Origin of the sequence: Pseudomonas delhiensis (assembly GCF_900187975.1) — a bacterium.
GTDB lineage: Bacteria > Pseudomonadota > Gammaproteobacteria > Pseudomonadales > Pseudomonadaceae > Pseudomonas > Pseudomonas delhiensis.
Genome location: NZ_FZPC01000007.1, coordinates 115,493 through 133,322 on the forward strand (window position 1 = coordinate 115,493; position 17,830 = coordinate 133,322).

14 protein-coding genes are annotated in these 17,830 nt (G+C 68.3%); 3 read left to right on the top strand and 11 right to left on the bottom strand.

Translation table 11 applies throughout. The features are described from left to right. Positions 1–35 precede the first annotated feature (35 nt). Entirely contained in the window at positions 36–1,016 is a 981-nt protein-coding gene (locus CHC02_RS08350; RefSeq protein WP_089391019.1) for an NADPH:quinone oxidoreductase family protein, read from the top strand. A gap of 327 nt (positions 1,017–1,343) precedes the next feature. Here CHC02_RS08350 and CHC02_RS08355 read toward each other — a convergent pair whose 3' ends face one another. From CHC02_RS08355 to CHC02_RS08385, 7 genes are all read right to left on the bottom strand, one after another. Continuing rightward, a complete protein-coding gene (locus CHC02_RS08355; RefSeq protein ID WP_089391020.1) occupies positions 1,344–2,867 on the bottom strand; it encodes a malonate--CoA ligase in 1,524 nt (507 codons plus the stop codon). 8 nt (positions 2,868–2,875) lie between these two features. After that, a complete protein-coding gene (locus tag CHC02_RS08360; protein WP_089391021.1) occupies positions 2,876–4,177 on the bottom strand; it encodes a malonyl-CoA decarboxylase in 1,302 nt (433 codons plus the stop codon). Between the two features lie 23 nt (positions 4,178–4,200). Next, on the bottom strand, positions 4,201–5,658 hold the full coding sequence (locus CHC02_RS08365; RefSeq protein ID WP_089391022.1) for an amidase: 1,458 nt from the start codon (positions 5,656–5,658) through the stop codon (positions 4,201–4,203). 153 nt (positions 5,659–5,811) lie between these two features. Beyond that, positions 5,812–6,846: an ABC transporter substrate-binding protein gene (locus CHC02_RS08370; RefSeq protein WP_089391023.1), complete on the bottom strand. Its 1,035-nt coding sequence runs from the start codon at positions 6,844–6,846 to the stop codon at positions 5,812–5,814. A gap of 25 nt (positions 6,847–6,871) precedes the next feature. Beyond that, positions 6,872–7,678 carry an ABC transporter permease gene (locus tag CHC02_RS08375; RefSeq protein ID WP_089391024.1) on the bottom strand — a complete coding sequence of 269 codons (807 nt, stop codon included), beginning with the start codon at positions 7,676–7,678 and terminating at the stop codon, positions 6,872–6,874. Then, a complete protein-coding gene (locus CHC02_RS08380; protein WP_089391025.1) occupies positions 7,678–8,604 on the bottom strand; it encodes an ABC transporter permease in 927 nt (308 codons plus the stop codon). The genes CHC02_RS08375 and CHC02_RS08380 overlap by 1 nt, the downstream gene beginning before the upstream one ends. Positions 8,605–8,619: 15 nt before the next feature. After that, positions 8,620–9,738, bottom strand: coding sequence for an ABC transporter ATP-binding protein (locus CHC02_RS08385; protein WP_089391026.1), 1,119 nt, complete (start codon positions 9,736–9,738; stop codon positions 8,620–8,622). A 214-nt stretch (positions 9,739–9,952) separates the two neighbouring features. Between CHC02_RS08385 and CHC02_RS08390 the strand changes: the two genes are divergently transcribed. Further along, entirely contained in the window at positions 9,953–10,855 is a 903-nt protein-coding gene (locus tag CHC02_RS08390) for a LysR substrate-binding domain-containing protein (RefSeq protein ID WP_089391027.1), read from the top strand. Between the two features lie 717 nt (positions 10,856–11,572). On the opposite strand, the gene CHC02_RS08395 is transcribed toward CHC02_RS08390, so the two are convergent. The 4 genes from CHC02_RS08395 to trxA form a co-directional block, all read right to left on the bottom strand. Beyond that, positions 11,573–12,541: a CDP-6-deoxy-delta-3,4-glucoseen reductase gene (locus CHC02_RS08395; protein WP_089391028.1), complete on the bottom strand. Its 969-nt coding sequence runs from the start codon at positions 12,539–12,541 to the stop codon at positions 11,573–11,575. Positions 12,542–12,617: 76 nt separating this feature from the next. Next, positions 12,618–14,084 (bottom strand): 4-hydroxy-3-polyprenylbenzoate decarboxylase, encoded by a 1,467-nt coding sequence (gene ubiD / locus CHC02_RS08400; protein ID WP_089391029.1) that lies wholly within the window; start codon positions 14,082–14,084, stop codon positions 12,618–12,620. A gap of 116 nt (positions 14,085–14,200) precedes the next feature. Beyond that, a complete protein-coding gene (gene rho, locus CHC02_RS08405) occupies positions 14,201–15,463 on the bottom strand; it encodes a transcription termination factor Rho (RefSeq protein WP_089391030.1) in 1,263 nt (420 codons plus the stop codon). A 246-nt stretch (positions 15,464–15,709) separates the two neighbouring features. After that, complete coding sequence (trxA, locus tag CHC02_RS08410) at positions 15,710–16,036, bottom strand: thioredoxin TrxA (protein ID WP_009615069.1); 327 nt, start codon at positions 16,034–16,036, stop codon at positions 15,710–15,712. A gap of 194 nt (positions 16,037–16,230) precedes the next feature. Here trxA and ppx point away from each other — a divergent pair, with 194 nt between their 5' ends. After that, positions 16,231–17,733 carry an exopolyphosphatase gene (gene ppx, locus CHC02_RS08415; protein ID WP_089391031.1) on the top strand — a complete coding sequence of 501 codons (1,503 nt, stop codon included), beginning with the start codon at positions 16,231–16,233 and terminating at the stop codon, positions 17,731–17,733. Positions 17,734–17,830: the final 97 nt, after the last annotated feature.

The window sequence follows — 17,830 nt, forward strand, 5'->3', positions numbered from 1 at the left end:
ACTGCCGGGCATTACACGAAAGGAGTACACCCCCGATGAAAGCCGTGCTGTGCAAAGCCTTCGGCCCCGCCGAAACCCTGGTGCTGGAAGAAATCGCCAGCCCCACGCCTGCGAAGAACGAGGTGCTGCTGGACGTCCACGCCGCCGGGGTGAACTTCCCCGACACCCTGATCATCGAGGGCAAGTACCAGTTCAAGCCGCCCTTCCCCTTCGCCCCGGGCGGCGAGGCCGCCGGCGTGGTCGCCGCGGTGGGCGAGAAGGTTTCCCACGTCAAGCCCGGCGACCGCGTCATCGCCCTGACCGGCTGGGGCAGCTTCGCCGAGCAGGTGGCGGTGGGCGCCTACAACGTGCTGCCGATCCCGGCGGGCATGGACTTCACCACCGCCGCCGCCTTCGGCATGACCTACGGCACCTCGATGCACGCGCTGAAGCAGCGCGGCAACCTGCAGCCGGGCGAGACCCTGCTGGTGCTCGGCGCCTCCGGCGGCGTGGGCCTGGCGGCGGTGGAGATCGGCAAGGCGATGGGCGCCAGGGTGATAGCCGCGGCCAGCAGCGACGCCAAGCTGGAAGTGGCCAGGACTGCGGGAGCCGACGTGCTGGTCAACTACAGCGAGGGCAGCCTGAAGGACAAGCTCAAGGAAATCACCGGCGGCCAGGGCGTGGACGTGATCTACGACCCGGTGGGCGGCGAGCTGTTCGAGGAAGCCTTCCGCAGCATCGCCTGGAACGGCCGCCTGCTGGTGGTCGGCTTCGCCAGCGGGACCATCCCCTCGCTGCCGGCCAACCTGCCGCTGCTCAAGGGCGCTTCCCTGGTAGGCGTGTTCTGGGGCGCCTTCGCCCAGCGCCAGCCGCAGGACAACGCGGCCAACTTCCAGCAGCTGTTCCAGTGGTTCGCGGAGGGCAAGTTGAAGCCGTTGGTTTCGCAGACCTATCCGTTGGAGAAGGCTGGGGAGGCGATCGATCACCTGGGGCAGCGTAGGGCTGTCGGGAAGGTGGTGGTGCAGGTGCGCGCCTGATGTGATGGTGTTTGGGGAGAATCCGCTCCCTCTCCCTAACCCTCTCCCTGAAGGGAGAGGGGACCGTTGGGCAGATGCGGGTGTTTTGGAGTTAGCTGGTTAGCCCGGCAGGTTCCGGCTGAAGCCATTACTTCTCTCGGCACGAACTAGCCCCCTCTCCCTTCAGGGCGGGGCGCGCAGCCGAGGGCTGGGGAGAGGGTGCTTTTCGGCGCCACCGACAGGCCCCCGTTCGCGAGCAAGCTCGCTCCTACGAAGAGCCGTTATCCGCCGTCGGCCTCGGCGCCGCGGCCAACGGTGGATAATCGCGAACGGCTATGCGCCCTGCGCTCAGGCGTACAGCTGCTTGAAGCGCTCGCGCAGCTGGTTCTTCTGCACCTTGCCCATCACGTTGCGCGGCAGCGCGTCCACGAACACCACCCGCTTGGGTTGCTTGTAGCGCGCCAGATGACCGTCCAGGCCGGCGAGGATATCCGCCTCGCTCGGCGCCTCGCCGGGCCTGGCCACCACCACCGCCGTCACGCCTTCGCCGAAGTCGCGGTGCGGCAGACCTATCACTGCCGACTCGGCCACGCCGGGCAGGGTGTCGATGATCTGTTCCAGCTCCTTCGGGTACACGTTGTAGCCGCCGCTGATGATCATGTCCTTGCTGCGCCCGACGATCTGCACGTAGCCCTTGTCATCGATGAAGCCGATGTCGCCGGTCATGAAGAAGCCGTCGCCGCGCAGTTCCTCGGCGGTCTTCTCCGGCATGCGCCAGTAGCCGCGGAACACGTTGGGGCCGCGCACCTCGATCATCCCCGGCTCGCCTTGCGGCAGCAGCTTCGCCTCCTTCTCGGCCGGGTCGGTGATGCGCAACTCCACGCCCGGCAGCGGGAAGCCGACGGTGCCGGCGATGCGCTCGCCATCAAGCGGGTTGGAGGTGTTCATGCCGGTTTCGGTCATGCCGTAGCGCTCGAGGATGGCCACCCCGGTGCGCTCGCGGAAGGCCTTGTGGGTCTCGGCGGTGAGCGGCGCCGAGCCGGAGACGAACAGGCGCATGTGCGCCACCGCCTCGCGGGTCAGCCCCGGTTGGTCGAGCAGGCGGGTGTAGAAGGTCGGCACGCCCATCAGCAGGTTCACCTGGGGCAGCAGGCCCAGCACTTGCGCGGCGTCGAACTTGTCCACGTAGAGCAGCGAACCGCCGGCCATCAGCAGGCTGTTGATGGCCACGAACAGGCCGTGGATGTGGAAGATCGGCAGCGCGTGCAGCAGCCAGTCGGCGCGGGTGATGCCCCAGGCCTCGACCAGCGCGCGGGCGTTGGAGACCAGGTTGCCGTGGCTGATCATGGCGCCCTTGGAGCGCCCGGTGGTACCGGAGGTGTAGAGGATGGCGGCGAGGTCGTCGCGGCTGCGCGCGACGTCGGCGAAGCGCGCCGGCTTGCCTTCCACGTGGCGCATCAGGCTGCCTTCGCAGTGCTGCCCGAGGGTCGCCACGCGGGCCACGCCGCACTGTTCGGCCAGTGCCTTGGCCTGCTCCTCGAAGGCCGGGGTGCAGACGAACAGCGAGGGTTCGGCGTCGCCGAGGAAGTAGCTCAGCTCGTCGCTGGTGTAGCCGCTGTTCAGCGGCAGGTAGACGGCGCCGGCGCGCAGGGTGCCGAGGTAGAGCATGATCGCCTCGGGGCTCTTGTCCACCTGCACGGCGACGCGGTCGCCCGGCTGCACGCCCAGTTCCACCAGGGCGTGGGCGAACTGCGCGCTGCTGCGCAGCATCTCGGCATAGCTGTAGCCGCCGCCATCCGGGGTGCGGAGGAAGGGCTTGTTGAGGTCTTCGGGCAGGTGCTCGCCGACGGCGGCGAAAAGGCTCTGGTTCATGGCGGTTCCTAGCGGCGGGGCTTGGCCGGTGGGGCGAGATGTCGCTTGACCTCGTTGGCGGCGATCACCGTGCCCTGGTTGGCGTAGGCTTCGTGGTTTTTCTCGATCTGACGCAATTCGTAGCGGTAGTTGACCATCAGCCCGGCGGCCTGGCGCAGGCCGCCGGCGGAGAGGTCGCCGCGCCAGTTCAGGCGCTCCAGGCGGGCGCCGTTGCCCAGGTGGAAGCGCGCCACCGGGTCCGGCGGCAGGCCCTGGTCGTTCTTGGCCTGCAGGAAGTATTCGGCGGCCAGCGCCAGCAGCGGCTGTTCAAGGCGCGGGGCCGGCGACGCGTCGGGCTTGAGCGCCTTCAGGCATTCGGCGACCTCGGGGCGCCCGGCCTGGCTGTCGAGCCAGCGGCGGAAACCGGGCACCGGCGAGAGGGTGACGTACTGCTTGAGGCCGGGCACTTCGCGGGCCAGTTCCTCCACCACCTGCTTGATCAGGAAGTTGCCGAAGGAGATGCCGCGCAGGCCTTCCTGGCAGTTGCTGATGGAGTAGAACACCGCGGTGTCCGGCGCATCGGCGGCCTCGCCGGGTTGTTCGAGGATTTCGGCGATGGCGGCGGGCATCTGCCGGGTCAGCGCCACCTCGACGAAGATCAGCGGCTCCTCCGGCAGCGCCGGGTGGAAGAACGCGAAGCAGCGGCGGTCGGCCGGCTGCAGGCGGCTGCGCAGGTCGTCCCAGTCCTTGATGGCGTGCACCGCTTCGTAGCGGATGATCTTTTCCAGGATCGCCGCCGGGGTCGACCAGTCGATGCGCCGCAGAACCAGGAAGCCGCGGTTGAACCAGGAGGCCAGCAGGTGCTGCAGGTCGTGGTCCACCGCCGCCAGTTGCGGCCGCGCCTTGAGCTCCTGCAGCAGCAGGCGGCGCATGGCGATCAGTTCGGCGGTGCCGCCGGGGGCCTGGTTGAGGCGACGGAACAGCTCCTGGCGCGGCGGCTCGCAGGCCTCGAACAGCGCGGTGACCTGCTCCGCGCCGGGGTTTTCCAGGTAGCGCCGGCAGGCGTCGGCCAGGGCCTCGGCGGGCGGTGCGAAATCGTTGAGCAGGTTGTCGAAGAAGGCCTTCTGCTGCTCCGGCGGGCAGTCGCGGTAGGCGCACAGCACCTGCCGCGCCAGGGCCACGCCGGAGGCCTCGCCGTGGCCGGAGAGCAGGCGGCGGCTGGCCTCCACCAGCGACGCCGCGCTGATCGGCACCGGCTCGCGGGACTCCAGCAGCTGGCGGCCGCGTTCGCTGATGCTCTGCAGCAGTTCCTGGAAGAAGCTGACGTTCATCGAACCTCCTTCTTCGGCGCGCCTCACTGCGCCAGCAGCGGCGGCGGGCAGCGCCGGTACCATTGGGTGGCCTGCTCGTAGGCATGGGCCAGTTGCAGCACGGCCATGTCGGCCTGGTGCCGGCCGATGATCTGCAGGCCCATGGGCAGGCCCTGTTCATTGAAGCCTACCGGCACGTTGGCGACGGGGCATCCGGACAGGGTGCCGGGGATCACCACTTCCATCCAGCGGTGATAGGTGTCCATGGCGCGGCCGGCGACTTCCTTCGGCCAGTGCAGGTGCTTGTCGAAGGGGAACACCTGGGCGCTGGGCAACAGCAGGTAGTCGTAGCGCTCGAACAAGCGCTGGATGGCGCGGTACCAGTCGCTGCGCGCCACCGTGGCCTGGAACACCTCCATGGCCGACAGGCGCAGGCCGTTCTCCACTTCCCAGCAGGCCTCTTCCTTGAGCAGCGCGCGCTTGGCCGGGTCGGCGTAGGCGGCGCCCAGGGAGCCGGCGACGAACCAGTGGCGCAGGGTGCGCCAGCAGTCCCACAGGCGTTCGGCGGGGAAGCCCAGCTCGCAGGGCTCGACCTCGCAGCCGATGGCCTGGAAGTCGGCGAACGAGCGCTGGCACAGCTCCAGCACGCCGCGCTGCATGGCCAGGTGGCCGCCGAGGTCGCCCAGCCAGCCCAGGCGCGCGCCCTTGAAGTCGCGCTCCAGCGGGCCGGCGAAGGCCTTGCCGGATTCGGCGATGGACAGCGGCGCACGGGCGTCCGCCCCGGCCTGCACCGACAGCAGCAGGGCCACGTCGCGCACGCTGCGGCCCATGGGGCCTTCGTAGCCGAGCTGGTCGCAGAACAGGTCGGCGGCGTCGTCGAAGGGCACGCGGCCCTGGGACGGACGGAAGCCGACGATGTTGTTGAACGCCGCCGGGTTGCGCAGCGAGCCCATCATGTCGCTGCCGTCGGCCACCGGCACCAGTTGCAGGGCCAGGGCCGCCGCCGCGCCGCCGCTGCTGCCGCCGGCGGTGCGGGCCGGGTCGTAGGCGCAGCCGGTGGCGCCGAACAGCGGGTTGTAGCTCTGCGAGCCGAGGCCGAATTCCGGGGTGTTGCTCTTGCCGATGAGGATGGCGCCGGCGGCGCGGATGCGCTCGACCATGATGCCGTCGCGCTCGGGCACGTAGTCGCGGTACAGCGGCGAACCCAGGGTGGTGCGGATGCCGCGGGTCAGCGACAGGTCCTTGATGGCGTGGGGCATGCCGTGCATCCAGCCGCGGTATTCGCCGCGGGCCAGCTCGGCGTCGCGCGCGTCGGCCTGGGCCAGCAGCGCTTCGGCCGGCTGCAGGCTGACCAGGGCGTTGACCGCCGGGTTGAAGCGCTCGATGTGCGCCAGGTAGTCGCCCATCACCTCGCGGCAGGAGACCTGGCGCAGGCGGATGAGCTGCGCCAGTTCGTGGGCCTGGAGCTGGACGAGGGGGCTGATATTCGGGTTCTGGCTCATGTGACGCGGCCTTTCTCTGGGTTCCCGCGTTCGCGGGAATGACGGAACAGTTCAGGGGATATCGCTTTCGACGGGGTGAGCGAAGCCACGGCGCCTCGCGGCGCCCTGCCCCACCCCGTCACCCCCGCGGACGCGGGGGCCCAGCGCCTTCGGTCAGCGCATCAGGTTGGTCCACAGGCGGTCGGCCAGGCGGATGGCGCCCTCGCCGCAGGTCTTGCTGAAGACCACCTTGGTGCCCTCGGGGATGTGTAGCTCGGGCGCATCCTTCAGGCTCGGGTCGAGGAAGGCGTCGGTGCCCTTGATCGGGCTCTGGTGCTTGAGGAAGTTCTGGGTGATCGCCGAGTTCTCCGGCTGGCTCATGAAGGCGATGAACTGCCGGGCCGCCTCGGGGTTCTTGCTGCCCTTGGGGATCACCAGGTTGTCCACCCAGGCCATCACGCCTTCCTTGGGGTACAGGTACTTCAGGCTCGGTTTCATTTCCCGGGCGCGCAGCGAGGAACCGCCCCAGAACAGCGACATGGAGGTCTCGCCAGAAGCGAGGTTCTCGCGCACCGAGCCGGCCTTGGAGCTGTACGTCTTGACGAAGGGCTTCTGCGCCTTGAGCAGGTTCAGCACCTGCTGCACCTGTTTCGGGTCCTCGCTGCACAGCGGCACGCCCAGGTACAGGCTGGCGGTGTCCATCACCTCGTTGACCGAGTCGAGCATGTTGATCTTGCCCTGCAGCTCCTGCGGCGGCTGGAACAGTAGCGAGTAGCTGTCGGCCGGGCCCTTGTAGGTGGCGGTGTCGTAGACCACGCTGGTGGTGCCCCAGATGAAGGGCACCGAGTAGCCGCCCTGCGGGTCCCAGGTGGGTTTGCGCAGGTTGTCCTCGATGTTCGCGTAGTACGGCTGCTTGATCGGGTCGAAGCGCTCCAGCAGGTTCTCGTGGACCAGGATGGGCACGAACTGGTGCGAGGGGATGGCCACGTCGTAGCCGCTGCCGCCCTGCTTGAGCTTGGCCAGCAGGGTCTCGTTGGAATCGTAGGAATCCACCGTGACCTTGATGCCGGTCTGCTTCTCGAACTTCTCCAGGATCTGCGGCGAGAAGTAGCCGCTCCAGCTGATGACGTTGACCTGGCCGGCGGCGTTGGCCGCGCCGGCCAGGCCCAGCGACAGGGTGGCGGCGATGACTGCGATCGACTTGCTCATGTTGACTCCCGTAGTGGCGTGGCGCTCAGGCCTTGGCTTTGCCGAGCAGGTAGGAAAGGCTGACGAAGAACACGGATACCCCGAGGATCAGCGTCGACACCGCGTTGACGTCGGGGGTGACGCCCATCCGCAGCAGGCCGAAGATGAAGATCGGCAAGGTGGTGGTGCCGGCCTGGGAGACCATCATCGAGATCACGAAGTTATCCAGCGAGACGATGAAGGCCAGCATCAGCCCGGAGAAGATCCCCGGCATCAGCAGCGGCAGGGTGACCTTGCGGAAGGTCCGCCAGGGCCCGGCGTAGAGGTCGGCGGCGGCCTGCTCCAGGGACAGGTCCATGTCCTCCAGGCGGGCGCGGATCGGCAGGTAGGCGAAGGGGATGCAGAACACCGTGTGGGCGATGATCAGGTTGCCATAGCCCAGCGACACACCGAGGCTGGAGAACAGCGCCAGGGTGGCGACGCCGACCACGATCTCCGGCAGCACCAGCGGCAGCATGATGGTGCCCATGGACAGGCGCATGCCCTTGAACTTCGCCCCGCGCGAGGTGCCCAGCGCGGCCAGGGTGGCGATGGCGGTGGCGATCGCGCTGGCGCACACGGCGATCAGCAGGCTGTTGCCGGCCGCGCTGCGCAGCGCCTGGTTGGCGAAGGCGGCGCGGTACCAGTCGAGGCTGAAGCCGGTCCACACGGTGGCGGACTGGTTGGCGTTGAACGAGTAGATCACCAGCACCACGATGGGCGCGTAGAGGTACAGGTAGAACAGCAGGCTGAAACCGCCGAAGCCGGGGAAGTCCTGCACGCCGAGACGGCGCTTGCGCAACAGGGCCAGCATCACACACCTCCCCGGGCCACGCGCAGGCGCTCGGCGCGCATGGCGTAGAAGGTCAGGGCGAGCATCACCGCTGCCATCAGCACCAGCGACAGGGCGGCGCCGAAGGGCCAGTTACGGGCGTCGGCGAACTGCCGGAAGATCAGGTTGCCGAGCATCATCTTGGTGCCGCCGCCGAGCAGCTCGGGGGCGATCATCGCGCCCAGGCAGGGCACGAAGGTGAGGATGGCGCCGGCCAGGATGCCCGGCCGGGCGATCGGCAGGACCACCTTGCGCAGGGTGCGCAGGCGCCCGGCGTAGAGGTCCTGGGCGGCTTCCAGCAGGCGCATGTCCATCTTCTCCAGGGTCGAATAGATCGGCAGCACCACGAAGGGCGCGTAGGTGTAGACCAGGCCCAGCAGCACCGCGCCGTCGCTGTACAGCAGCGGCAGCGGCTGGTGGATCAGGCCCAGGCCCATGAGGCCGTTGTTGATCACCCCGGTGCCGCGCAGCAGGAGGATCCAGGCGTAGGTTCGGATCAGCAGGTTGGCCCAGAACGGCACGGTGATCAGGAAGATCAGCAGGCCGCGCCGGCTGGCCGGCTGCATGGCCAGCCACACCGCCACCGGGAAGCCCACCAGCAGGGTGATGGCGGTGGTGGCCGCGGCGATGCCCAGCGAGCGCAGGGCGATGACCAGGTAGGAATCGGCGAAGGCCAGGCTGTCGTCCAACTGGCGCTCGAACAGCAGCGAGACGTAGGCGTCGCTGCTGAACACGTGGTTGACGCCGCCATAGGGGTTGGCCTGCATCAGCGAGTAGGCGACGACGATGAGGATCGGCACCACCAGGAACAGGCCGATGGCCAGCAGCGCCGGCGATACGCCGAGCAGGTTGCCCAGGGCCCGGCGCCGCTCCAGGGCGTTGCCGGGGCGTACGGTGAGGGAAGACATGGCGCGCTCCTCGGCTCAGTCCAGCAGGACGCTGGCGCTGTCGCGGTCGAACTGCAGGCCCAGGCGCTCGCCCGGGGCGAAGCGCTGGCTCTGCCCGGCGCTGTTGGGCGTGCGCACGCGCAGGCGGGTGCCATCGGCGAGGCTGACCTGGTACTGCAGGTCGGTGCCCAGGTAGATCTGCTCGGCGAGGGTGCAGGGCGTGGCCTGCGGGTCCTCGGCGCCGACCAGGCGCAGGCGCTCGGGGCGGATCGACAGCGTCACCTCGGCGCCCGGGCGCAGGCCCTCGCGGCTCGCCGCGCGCAGCGTGCGGCCGCCGGGGATGCGGAACAGCGCCTGGCCGCCGGCGATCTCGTCGACCTGCGCCGGGAGGAAGTTGGTCTCGCCGATGAAGTCGGCGACGAAGCGGTTGCGCGGCTGCTCGTAGATGTCCGCCGGGCGCCCGACCTGCTGCACCTCGCCCTCGGCCAGCACGGCGATGCGGTCGGACATGGTCAGGGCTTCTTCCTGGTCGTGGGTGACGAAGATGAAGGTGATCCCGGTCTTGGCCTGGATCGCCTTGAGTTCCTCGCGCATGGCCTGGCGCAGCTTCAGGTCCAGGGCCGAGAGCGGCTCGTCGAGCAGCAGCACCTTGGGGTGCGGGGCCAGCGCGCGGGCCAGGGCCACGCGTTGCTGCTGGCCGCCGGAAAGCTGGGTGGGGCGGCGTTCGGCGAAGCGCTCCATCTGCACCAGGGCGAGCATCTCGCGCACCCGCCCGGCGACCGCCGCCTTGCCCAGGCGCTGGCCCATGGGGTGCGATTCCAGGCCGAAGGCCAGGTTCTGCGCGATGGTCATGTGCGGGAACAGCGCGTAGTGCTGGAACACCGTGTTGACCGGGCGATCGTAGGGCGCGCGGTCGGCGATGTTCTCGCCGTAGAGGAGGATCTCGCCGGCGGTGGGGAACTCGAAGCCGGCGATCATCCGCAGCAGGGTGGTCTTGCCGCAGCCGGAGGGCCCGAGCAGGGTGAAGAATTCGTTGTCGCGGATGTCCAGGTCGACGCTCTTCAGCGCCACCGGGCCGCTGTCCGGGTCGCCGTAGACCTTGCGCACCGATCGAATGGAGACGGCGGCCGTCTGCAGGCCGTGCAGGGCACTCATGGATGTACCTCCGGTTCCCTCCCCCGCTGGCGCGGTGCGCGCGGAGGCTTGTACTTGTTGTGGCAGGAATGGGGAAAGCGCTGCAGCGTGTGCCGGTGACCGGCTGGTTTTGTGGTGAGGCTGCTGGGGCCGAGTGTGGCCAGATTGCAGTTGAGCAAAAAGCTCAATTTTCTTACATTCGCTATTAAATAAATTAACAGCCTGCGAGCCGCCCATGTCCCTGCCCCGTCTGCCGCCGCTCAACGCCGTGCGTGCCTTCGAGGCGGCGGCGCGCCTGGGCAGCTACGTCGCCGCCTCGAAGGCGCTGCACGTCACCCAGCCGGCCATCGGCCGCCACGTGCGCCTGCTGGAGGACTGGCTGGGCGTGCAGCTGCTGGAGCGCACGCCGCGGGGGGTCAGCCTGACGCCCGCCGGCCAGCGCTACTACGCGAAGATAGCCACGGCGCTGCAGCAGATCGCCGAGGCCAGCCGCGAACTGGCCCCCGGCGGCTCGGCGCGCTGGCTGAAGATCCTGGTGGTGCCGGCCTTCGCCAAGCGCTGGCTGATGCCGCACCTGGAAGCCCTGCGCCAGCAGCGTCCGGGGCTGAAGGTGGCGATCGAGCCGAACCCGACCTTCACCGAGGTGGACGGCAACAGCGCCGACCTGGGCATCGTCTACGGCATGCCCGGGCAGTACCCGCAGAGCTGCGCCACCCTGCTCCACCCGCAGGTATTCCCGGTGTGCTCGCCGGCCTACCTGGCGGCCCACGGCCCGCTGGGCAGCGCCGAAGAGCTGGTGCGCCACGAACTGATCCACGTCCACGACGGCGAATGGTGGAACGCCTGGTTCGCCGCCAACCAGCTGGACATCCGCGTCAGCCCCGACGTGCTCTACGTCAGCAACGACCACGCGCTGTCCATGGCCGAGGCCGGCGCCGGCATCGCCCTGGCCAACGACGTGCTGGTGCGCAGGGAGCTGGAGTCCGGCGCGCTGGTGCGGCCGCTGCCGAACCAGGTGCGCCTGGAGAGCTACCAGTTGCTGATCCCGACGGGGCCGAGCAGCGCCGACATCGAGTGGTTCGGCGAGTGGCTGGCGCAAACCCTTGCCGCGGAGTTTCCCTCGGCGCTGCCGTTGTAGGCGCGCCCTGCGCGCGAATCGCGGGCAGGGCCCGCTCCTACAGGTTGCTGTGAGGCATGGCATTCCCACCCATAGGAGCGGAGCTTCTCCGCGATAACCGTCATCTCCGGCGCCATTCGCGGATGAGATCCGCTCCTACGGATTGCCCCAGCACCGTGCCCCATGTAGGAGCGCGCCCTGCGCGCGAATCGCGGGCAGGGCCCGCTCCTACAGGTTGCTGTGAGGCATGGCATTCCCACCCGTAGGAGCGGAGCTTCTCCGCGATAACCGTCATCTCCTGCGCCATTCGCGGATGAGATCCGCTCCTACGGATTGCCCCAGCACCGTGCCCCATGCAGGAGCGCGCCTTGCGCGCGGAATCGCGGGCAGGGCCCGCTCCTACAGGTTGCTGTGAGGCATGGCATTCCCACCCGTAGGAGCGGAGCTTCTCCGCGATAACCGTCATATCCGGCGCCATTCGCGGATGAGATCCTACGGATTGCCCCAGCACCGTGCCCCATGTAGGAGCGCGCCCTGCGCGCGAATCGCGGGCAGGGCCCGCTCCTACAGGTTGCTGTGAGGCATGGCATTCCCACCCGTAGGAGCGGAGCTTCTCCGCGATAACCGCCATCTCCGGCGCGATTCGCGGATGAGATCCGCCCCTACGGATTGCCCCAGCACCGTGCCCCATGTAGGAGCGCGCCCTGCGCGCGATTCCGCGGGCAGGGCCCGCTTGCCTTAATCCCGCGGCGCGTAGGCGAACACGTCGGCGCGCATCTGGTGGGCGTCCATGCCGGCGGCCACCAGGGCGTCGAGGGTGGCGTAGACCATCGCCGGCGAGCCGCTGGCATAGACCGTCAGGCGGCCCAGGTCGGGGAAGTCCTCGCACACCGCCTCGTGCAGCAGGCCGCAGCGGCCCTGCCAGCCGCACAGGTCGCTGACCACCTTGTGCAGGTGCAGGTTGGCCAGGCCCTTCCATTCGTCCCAGTGCGGCAGCGCGTAGAAGTCCTCGGGCCGGCGCACGCCCCAGTACAGGTGCACCGGGTGGGCGAAGCCCTGGGCGCGGCAGTGCTCGATCAGGCTGTGCATCTGCGCCATGCCGGTGCCGGCGGCGATCAGCACCAGCGGGCCGTCGGGCAGCTCGGCCAGGTGGGCGTCGCCGAAGGGCAGTTGCACGCGGGCGATGCGCTCGCGCTGCAGTTGCCCGAGCAGTTCGATGGCGCTGTTCTCCCGCGCCAGGATGTGCAGCTCCAGGTCGCGCCCCTCGTGGGGCGCCGAGGCCAGGGAGAAGGCCGAGCCGTTGCCGTCGCCCCGCTCCACCAGCAGGTACTGCCCGGCGTGGTAGCGCGGCGGCTTGCCGGCCGGGGCGCGCAGGCGCACGCGCCAGACGTCGCCGCCCACCGCCTCGCAGAGGGTCAGCTGGCAGGCCAGCTTGCGCACCGGCAGCTCGCCGGGGGCGAGCACGCCATCCCAGAGCAGCACGCAGTCTTCCAGCGGCTCGGCCAGGCAGGTGAACAGCTCGCCGTGGTCGCGCACCTCGCCGTCCTGGCGCACGCGGCCTTCCACCAGCAGGGCGGCGCAGATGTGGCAGTTGCCGTTGCGGCAGCTCTGCGGGCAGTCGAAGCCCAGGCGCCGCGCGCCGTCGAGGATGCGCTCGCCCGGGCGCAGTTCGAGCTGGGCGCCGGAGGGTTGCAGGGTCACACGCACGGCTTCGCCTCCCTGTCGCGAACCTGCGCGGCCGGACATTCGCGAGCAGGCTCGCTCCTACGAAGGGCCGTGCGCATCAATCGATCCCCAGGCTGGCCCAGATTTCGTCGACGCGGCGCGTCACCGCCTCGTCCTTGACGATGGCGCGGCCCCACTCGCGGCTGGTCTCGCCGGGCCACTTGTGGGTGGCGTCCAGGCCCATCTTCGAGCCCAGGCCGGAGATCGGCGAGGCGAAGTCGAGGTAGTCGATCGGCGTATTGTCGATCATCACGGTGTCGCGCTTGGGGTCCATGCGCGTGGTTATCGCCCAGATCACGTCGTTCCAGTCCCGCGCATCGATGTCATCGTCCGTGACTATGACGAACTTGGTGTACATGAACTGTCGCAGGAACGACCACACGCCCAGCATTACGCGCTTGGCGTGGCCGGGGTACTGCTTCTTCATGGTCACCACCGCCATGCGGTACGAGCAGCCTTCGGGCGGCAGGTAGAAGTCGGTGATCTCGGGGAACTGCTTCTGCAGGATGGGCACGAAGACTTCGTTCAGCGCCACCCCGAGGATCGCCGGCTCGTCCGGCGGGCGGCCGGTGTAGGTGCTGTGGTAGATGGGCTTGCGGCGGCGGGTGATGCGCTCGACGGTGAACACCGGGAAGCGGTCCACCTCGTTGTAGTAGCCGGTGTGGTCGCCGTAGGGGCCCTCGTCGGCCATCTCGCCGGGGTGGATCACCCCTTCCAGGACGATCTCGGCGCTGGCCGGCACCTGCAGGTCGCTGCCGATGCACTTCACCAGCTCGGTGCGGTGGCCGCGCAGCAGGCCGGCGAAGGCGTATTCGGAGAGGGTGTCGGGCACCGGCGTCACGGCGCCGAGGATGGTCGCCGGGTCCGCGCCCAGGGCCACGGCCACCGGGTAGGGCTGGCCGGGGTGCTTCTGGCACCACTCGCGGTAGTCCAGGGCGCCGCCGCGGTGGCTGAGCCAGCGCATGATCACCTTGTTGCGGCCGATCACCTGCTGGCGGTAGATGCCCAGGTTCTGCCGTTCCTTGTTCGGCCCGCGGGTGACGGTCAGGCCCCAGGTGATCAGCGGCGCGACGTCGCCGGGCCAGCAGGTCTGCACCGGCAGCCTGCCCAGGTCGACGGCCTCGCCTTCCTCGATGACTTCCTGGCAGGGCGCGTCCTTGAGCACCTTGGGCGCCATGCTGATGACCTTCCTGAAGATCGGCAGCTTGCTCCAGGCATCCTTCAGGCCCCTGGGCGGCTCCGGCTCCTTGAGGAAGGCCAGCAGCTTGCCGATCTCGCGCAGTTCGGAAACGTCCTCGGCGCCCATGCCCAGGGCCACGCGCCCGGGGGTGCCGAACAGGTTGCCGAGCACGGGCACGTCGAAGCCGGTGGGGTTCTCGAACAGCAGGGCCGGGCCCTTGGCGCGCAGGGTGCGGTCGCACACCTCGGTCATTTCCAGCACCGGGGACACCGGCACCTGGATGCGCTTGAGCTGGCCGCGCTGCTCCAGGGCGGCGATGAACTCGCGCAGGTCGCGATACTGCATGGAAGTCTCGATGGCGTAGGCGAAGATGCGACAGTTTAGCCTTTAACACCACTTCGCAGAAACACGAAGGCCGGGTTTCCCCGGCCTCGTGGCTTGCAGCGATCAACCAGCGGCGCTTACTTGCTGCGCTTCATCGAGTCGAAGAACTCGTCGTTGGTCTTGGTCTGCTTGAGCTTGTCCAGCAGGAATTCCACCGCGGCGATCTCGTCCATGGGGTGCAGGATCTTGCGCAGGATCCACATGCGCTGCAGCTCTTCCTCGCCGGTCAGCAGCTCTTCGCGGCGGGTGCCCGAGCGGTTGATGTTGATCGCCGGGAACACGCGCTTCTCGGAGATGCGGCGGTCGAGGATGAGTTCCGAGTTGCCGGTACCCTTGAATTCCTCGTAGATCACCTCGTCCATCTTCGAGCCGGTCTCGATCAGCGCGGTGGCGAGGATGGTCAGCGAACCGCCTTCCTCGATGTTGCGCGCGGCGCCGAAGAAGCGCTTGGGCTTCTCCAGGGCGTGGGCGTCGACACCACCGGTGAGCACCTTGCCGGAGCTGGGAATCACGGTGTTGTAGGCACGCGCCAGGCGGGTGATGGAGTCGAGCAGGATGATCACGTCCTTCTTGTGCTCGACCAGGCGCTTGGCCTTCTCGATCACCATCTCGGCGACCTGCACGTGGCGGGTCGGCGGTTCGTCGAAGGTCGAGGCGACCACTTCGCCGCGCACGGTGCGCTGCATCTCGGTCACTTCTTCCGGGCGCTCGTCGATCAGCAGGACGATCAGGTGGCACTCGGGGTTATTGCGGGTGATGTTCGCCGCGATGTTCTGCAGCATGATGGTCTTGCCGGCCTTCGGCGGGGCGACGATCAGGCCGCGCTGACCCTTGCCGATCGGCGCGCAGAGGTCGATCACCCGGCCGGTGAGGTCCTCGGTGGAGCCGTTGCCGGCCTCCATGGTCAGGCGCTTGGTCGGGAACAGCGGGGTCAGGTTCTCGAACAGGATCTTGTTCTTCGCGTTCTCCGGACGATCGAAGTTGATCGAGTCGACCTTGAGCAGGGCGAAGTAGCGCTCACCTTCCTTCGGCGGGCGAATCTTGCCGACGATGGTGTCCCCGGTGCGCAGGTTGAAGCGGCGGATCTGGCTGGGCGAGACGTAGATGTCATCGGGGCCGGCCAGGTACGAGGAGTCGGCGGAGCGCAGGAAGCCGAAGCCGTCCTGGAGAATCTCCAGCACGCCGTCGCCGGAGATTTCCTCGCCGCTTTTCGCGTGCTTCTTCAGCAGCGCGAAGATGATGTCCTGCTTGCGCGAACGGGCCATGTTTTCCAGGCCCATGGCATCGGACATTTCCAGCAATTCGGCAATCGGCTTTTGCTTGAGTTCGGTCAGATTCATAAGAAGGAGGTGTTAGATAGATATGAGAAAAGGGGAAACAAGCATGTGAGCTCGTTAATGCCGTGCCGCAGAGTGACGACAGGATCGCTTGGAAATTCGAATAGGAAGTGCGTCGGCGACGGCTTGCAGGGGACAACGTAAAACAACGTTGCAGGCCCGAATGTAACACCCGGGCCAAGGGGCGTCTAGGGGATGGAATGAAAAAAGCCCCGCATCGCGCGGGGCTTTTCCGGGGGCTGTCTCGACTCAGATGTTGCTGTCGAGGAAGGCCGCCAGCTGCGACTTGGACAGCGCGCCGACCTTGGTGGCCTCGACGTTGCCGCCCTTGAACAGCATCAGCGTCGGAATGCCGCGCACGCCGTACTTCGGCGGGGTTTCCTGGTTCTCGTCGATGTTCAGCTTGCAGACTTTCAGCTTGCCCTGATAGTCCTTGGCGATCTCGTCCAGTACCGGCGCGATCATCTTGCACGGGCCGCACCACTCGGCCCAGTAGTCCACCAGCACAGGACCATCGGCCTTCAGCACGTCCTGCTCGAAGCTGGCATCGGTAACGCTGACGATATGTTCGCTCATGAAATCTCTCCGTGGGAATCGGATGCGAAAAAAAGTGGGCCCATCATAGCCCGCCTTGGCCGCCTTCCGAAAGGCGCAGGCGATTGAGTGTCGCTATCGCCGGCCCCGGCGGAACCGATCGACGGCCCGGCGTTCGTTGGCACCGGAGGGCTATCGTGGCAGGATGTCGGGGTTAACGAACGGACCTTTCCAAGATGCCCCATACCCCCGCCAAGACCTTCCCGCTGATAGCCGCCCTGGACCTGGGTTCCAACAGCTTCCACATGGTCCTGGCCAAGGCCGATCATGGCGAGATCCGCATCCTCGAGCGGCTCGGCGAGAAGGTCCAGCTGGCCGCCGGCATCGGCGAGGACCGCCAGCTCAACGAAGAATCCATGCAGCGCGGCCTGGACTGCCTGCGGCGCTTCGCCCAACTGATCAACGGCATGCCGCCCGGCTCGGTGCGGGTGGTCGGCACCAACGCCCTGCGCGAGGCGCGCAACCGCAACGACTTCACCCGCCGCGCCGAGGAAATCCTCGGCCACCCGGTGGAGGTCATCTCCGGCCGCGAGGAAGCGCGCCTGATCTACCTGGGCGTGTCGCACACCCTGCCGGACACCGCCGGGCGCCGCCTGGTGGCCGACATCGGCGGCGGCAGCACCGAGTTCATCATCGGCCAGCGCTTCGAGTCGCAGCTGCGCGAGAGCCTGCAGATGGGCTGCGTCAGCTACACCCAGCGCTACTTCAAGGACGGCAAGATCACCCCGGCCCGCTACGCCCAGGCCTACACCTCGGCGCGCCTGGAGCTGATGGGCATCGAGAACAGCCTGCGCCGCCTGGGCTGGGACGAGGCCCTGGGCGCCTCCGGCACCATCCGCGCGGTGGGCCTGGCGATCCAGTCCGGCGGCCACGGCAACGGCGAGATCAACCCCGAGGGCCTGGCCTGGCTCAAGCGCAAGGTGCTCAAGCTGGGCGACGTGGACAAGCTCGACCTGGACGGCATCAAGCCCGACCGCCGGCCGATCTTCCCGGCCGGCCTGGCCATAGTCGAAGCGCTGTTCGACGCCCTCGAACTCAAGCAGATGTCGCACTCCGAGGGCGCGCTGCGCGAAGGCGTGCTCTACGACCTGCTCGGCCGCCACCACCACGAGGACGTGCGCGAGCGCACCATCAGCGCGCTGATCGAGCGCTACCACGTCGACCTCGACCAGGCCGCGCGGGTCGAGGCCAAGGCGCTGCAGGCGCTGGAGCAGGTCGCCGAGGCCTGGGGCCTGCAGGACGACTGGCACCGCGAACTGCTCGGCTGGGCCGCGCGGGTCCACGAGCTGGGCCTGGACATCGCCCACTACCACTACCACAAGCACGGCGCCTACCTGGTCGAGCACTCGGACCTGGCCGGTTTCTCCCGCGAGGACCAGCAGGTGCTGGCGCTGCTGGTGCGCGGCCACCGCCGCAACATCCCGGCGGACAGGTTCAACGAGCAGGGCGCGCAGGGCGACAAGCTGATCCGCCTGTGCATCGTGCTGCGCTTCGCCATCCTCTTCCACCACATCCGCGGCACCCAGCAGATGCCGGACGTCACCCTCAAGGTGGGTCCGAAGAGCCTGGAAGTGCGCTTCCCCAAGGGCTGGCTGGAAGCCAACCCGCTGACCCAGGCCGACTTCGAGCAGGAAGCCGGCTGGCTGCAGCGCGTGGGGTACCAGCTGAGCGTGAGCTGAACGCCATTCCCCTGTAGGAGCGCGCCCTGCGCGCGAATCGCGGGCAGGGCCCGCTCACAAGAAGCCATACCAGCCTGGACCGTAGGAGCGGAGCTTC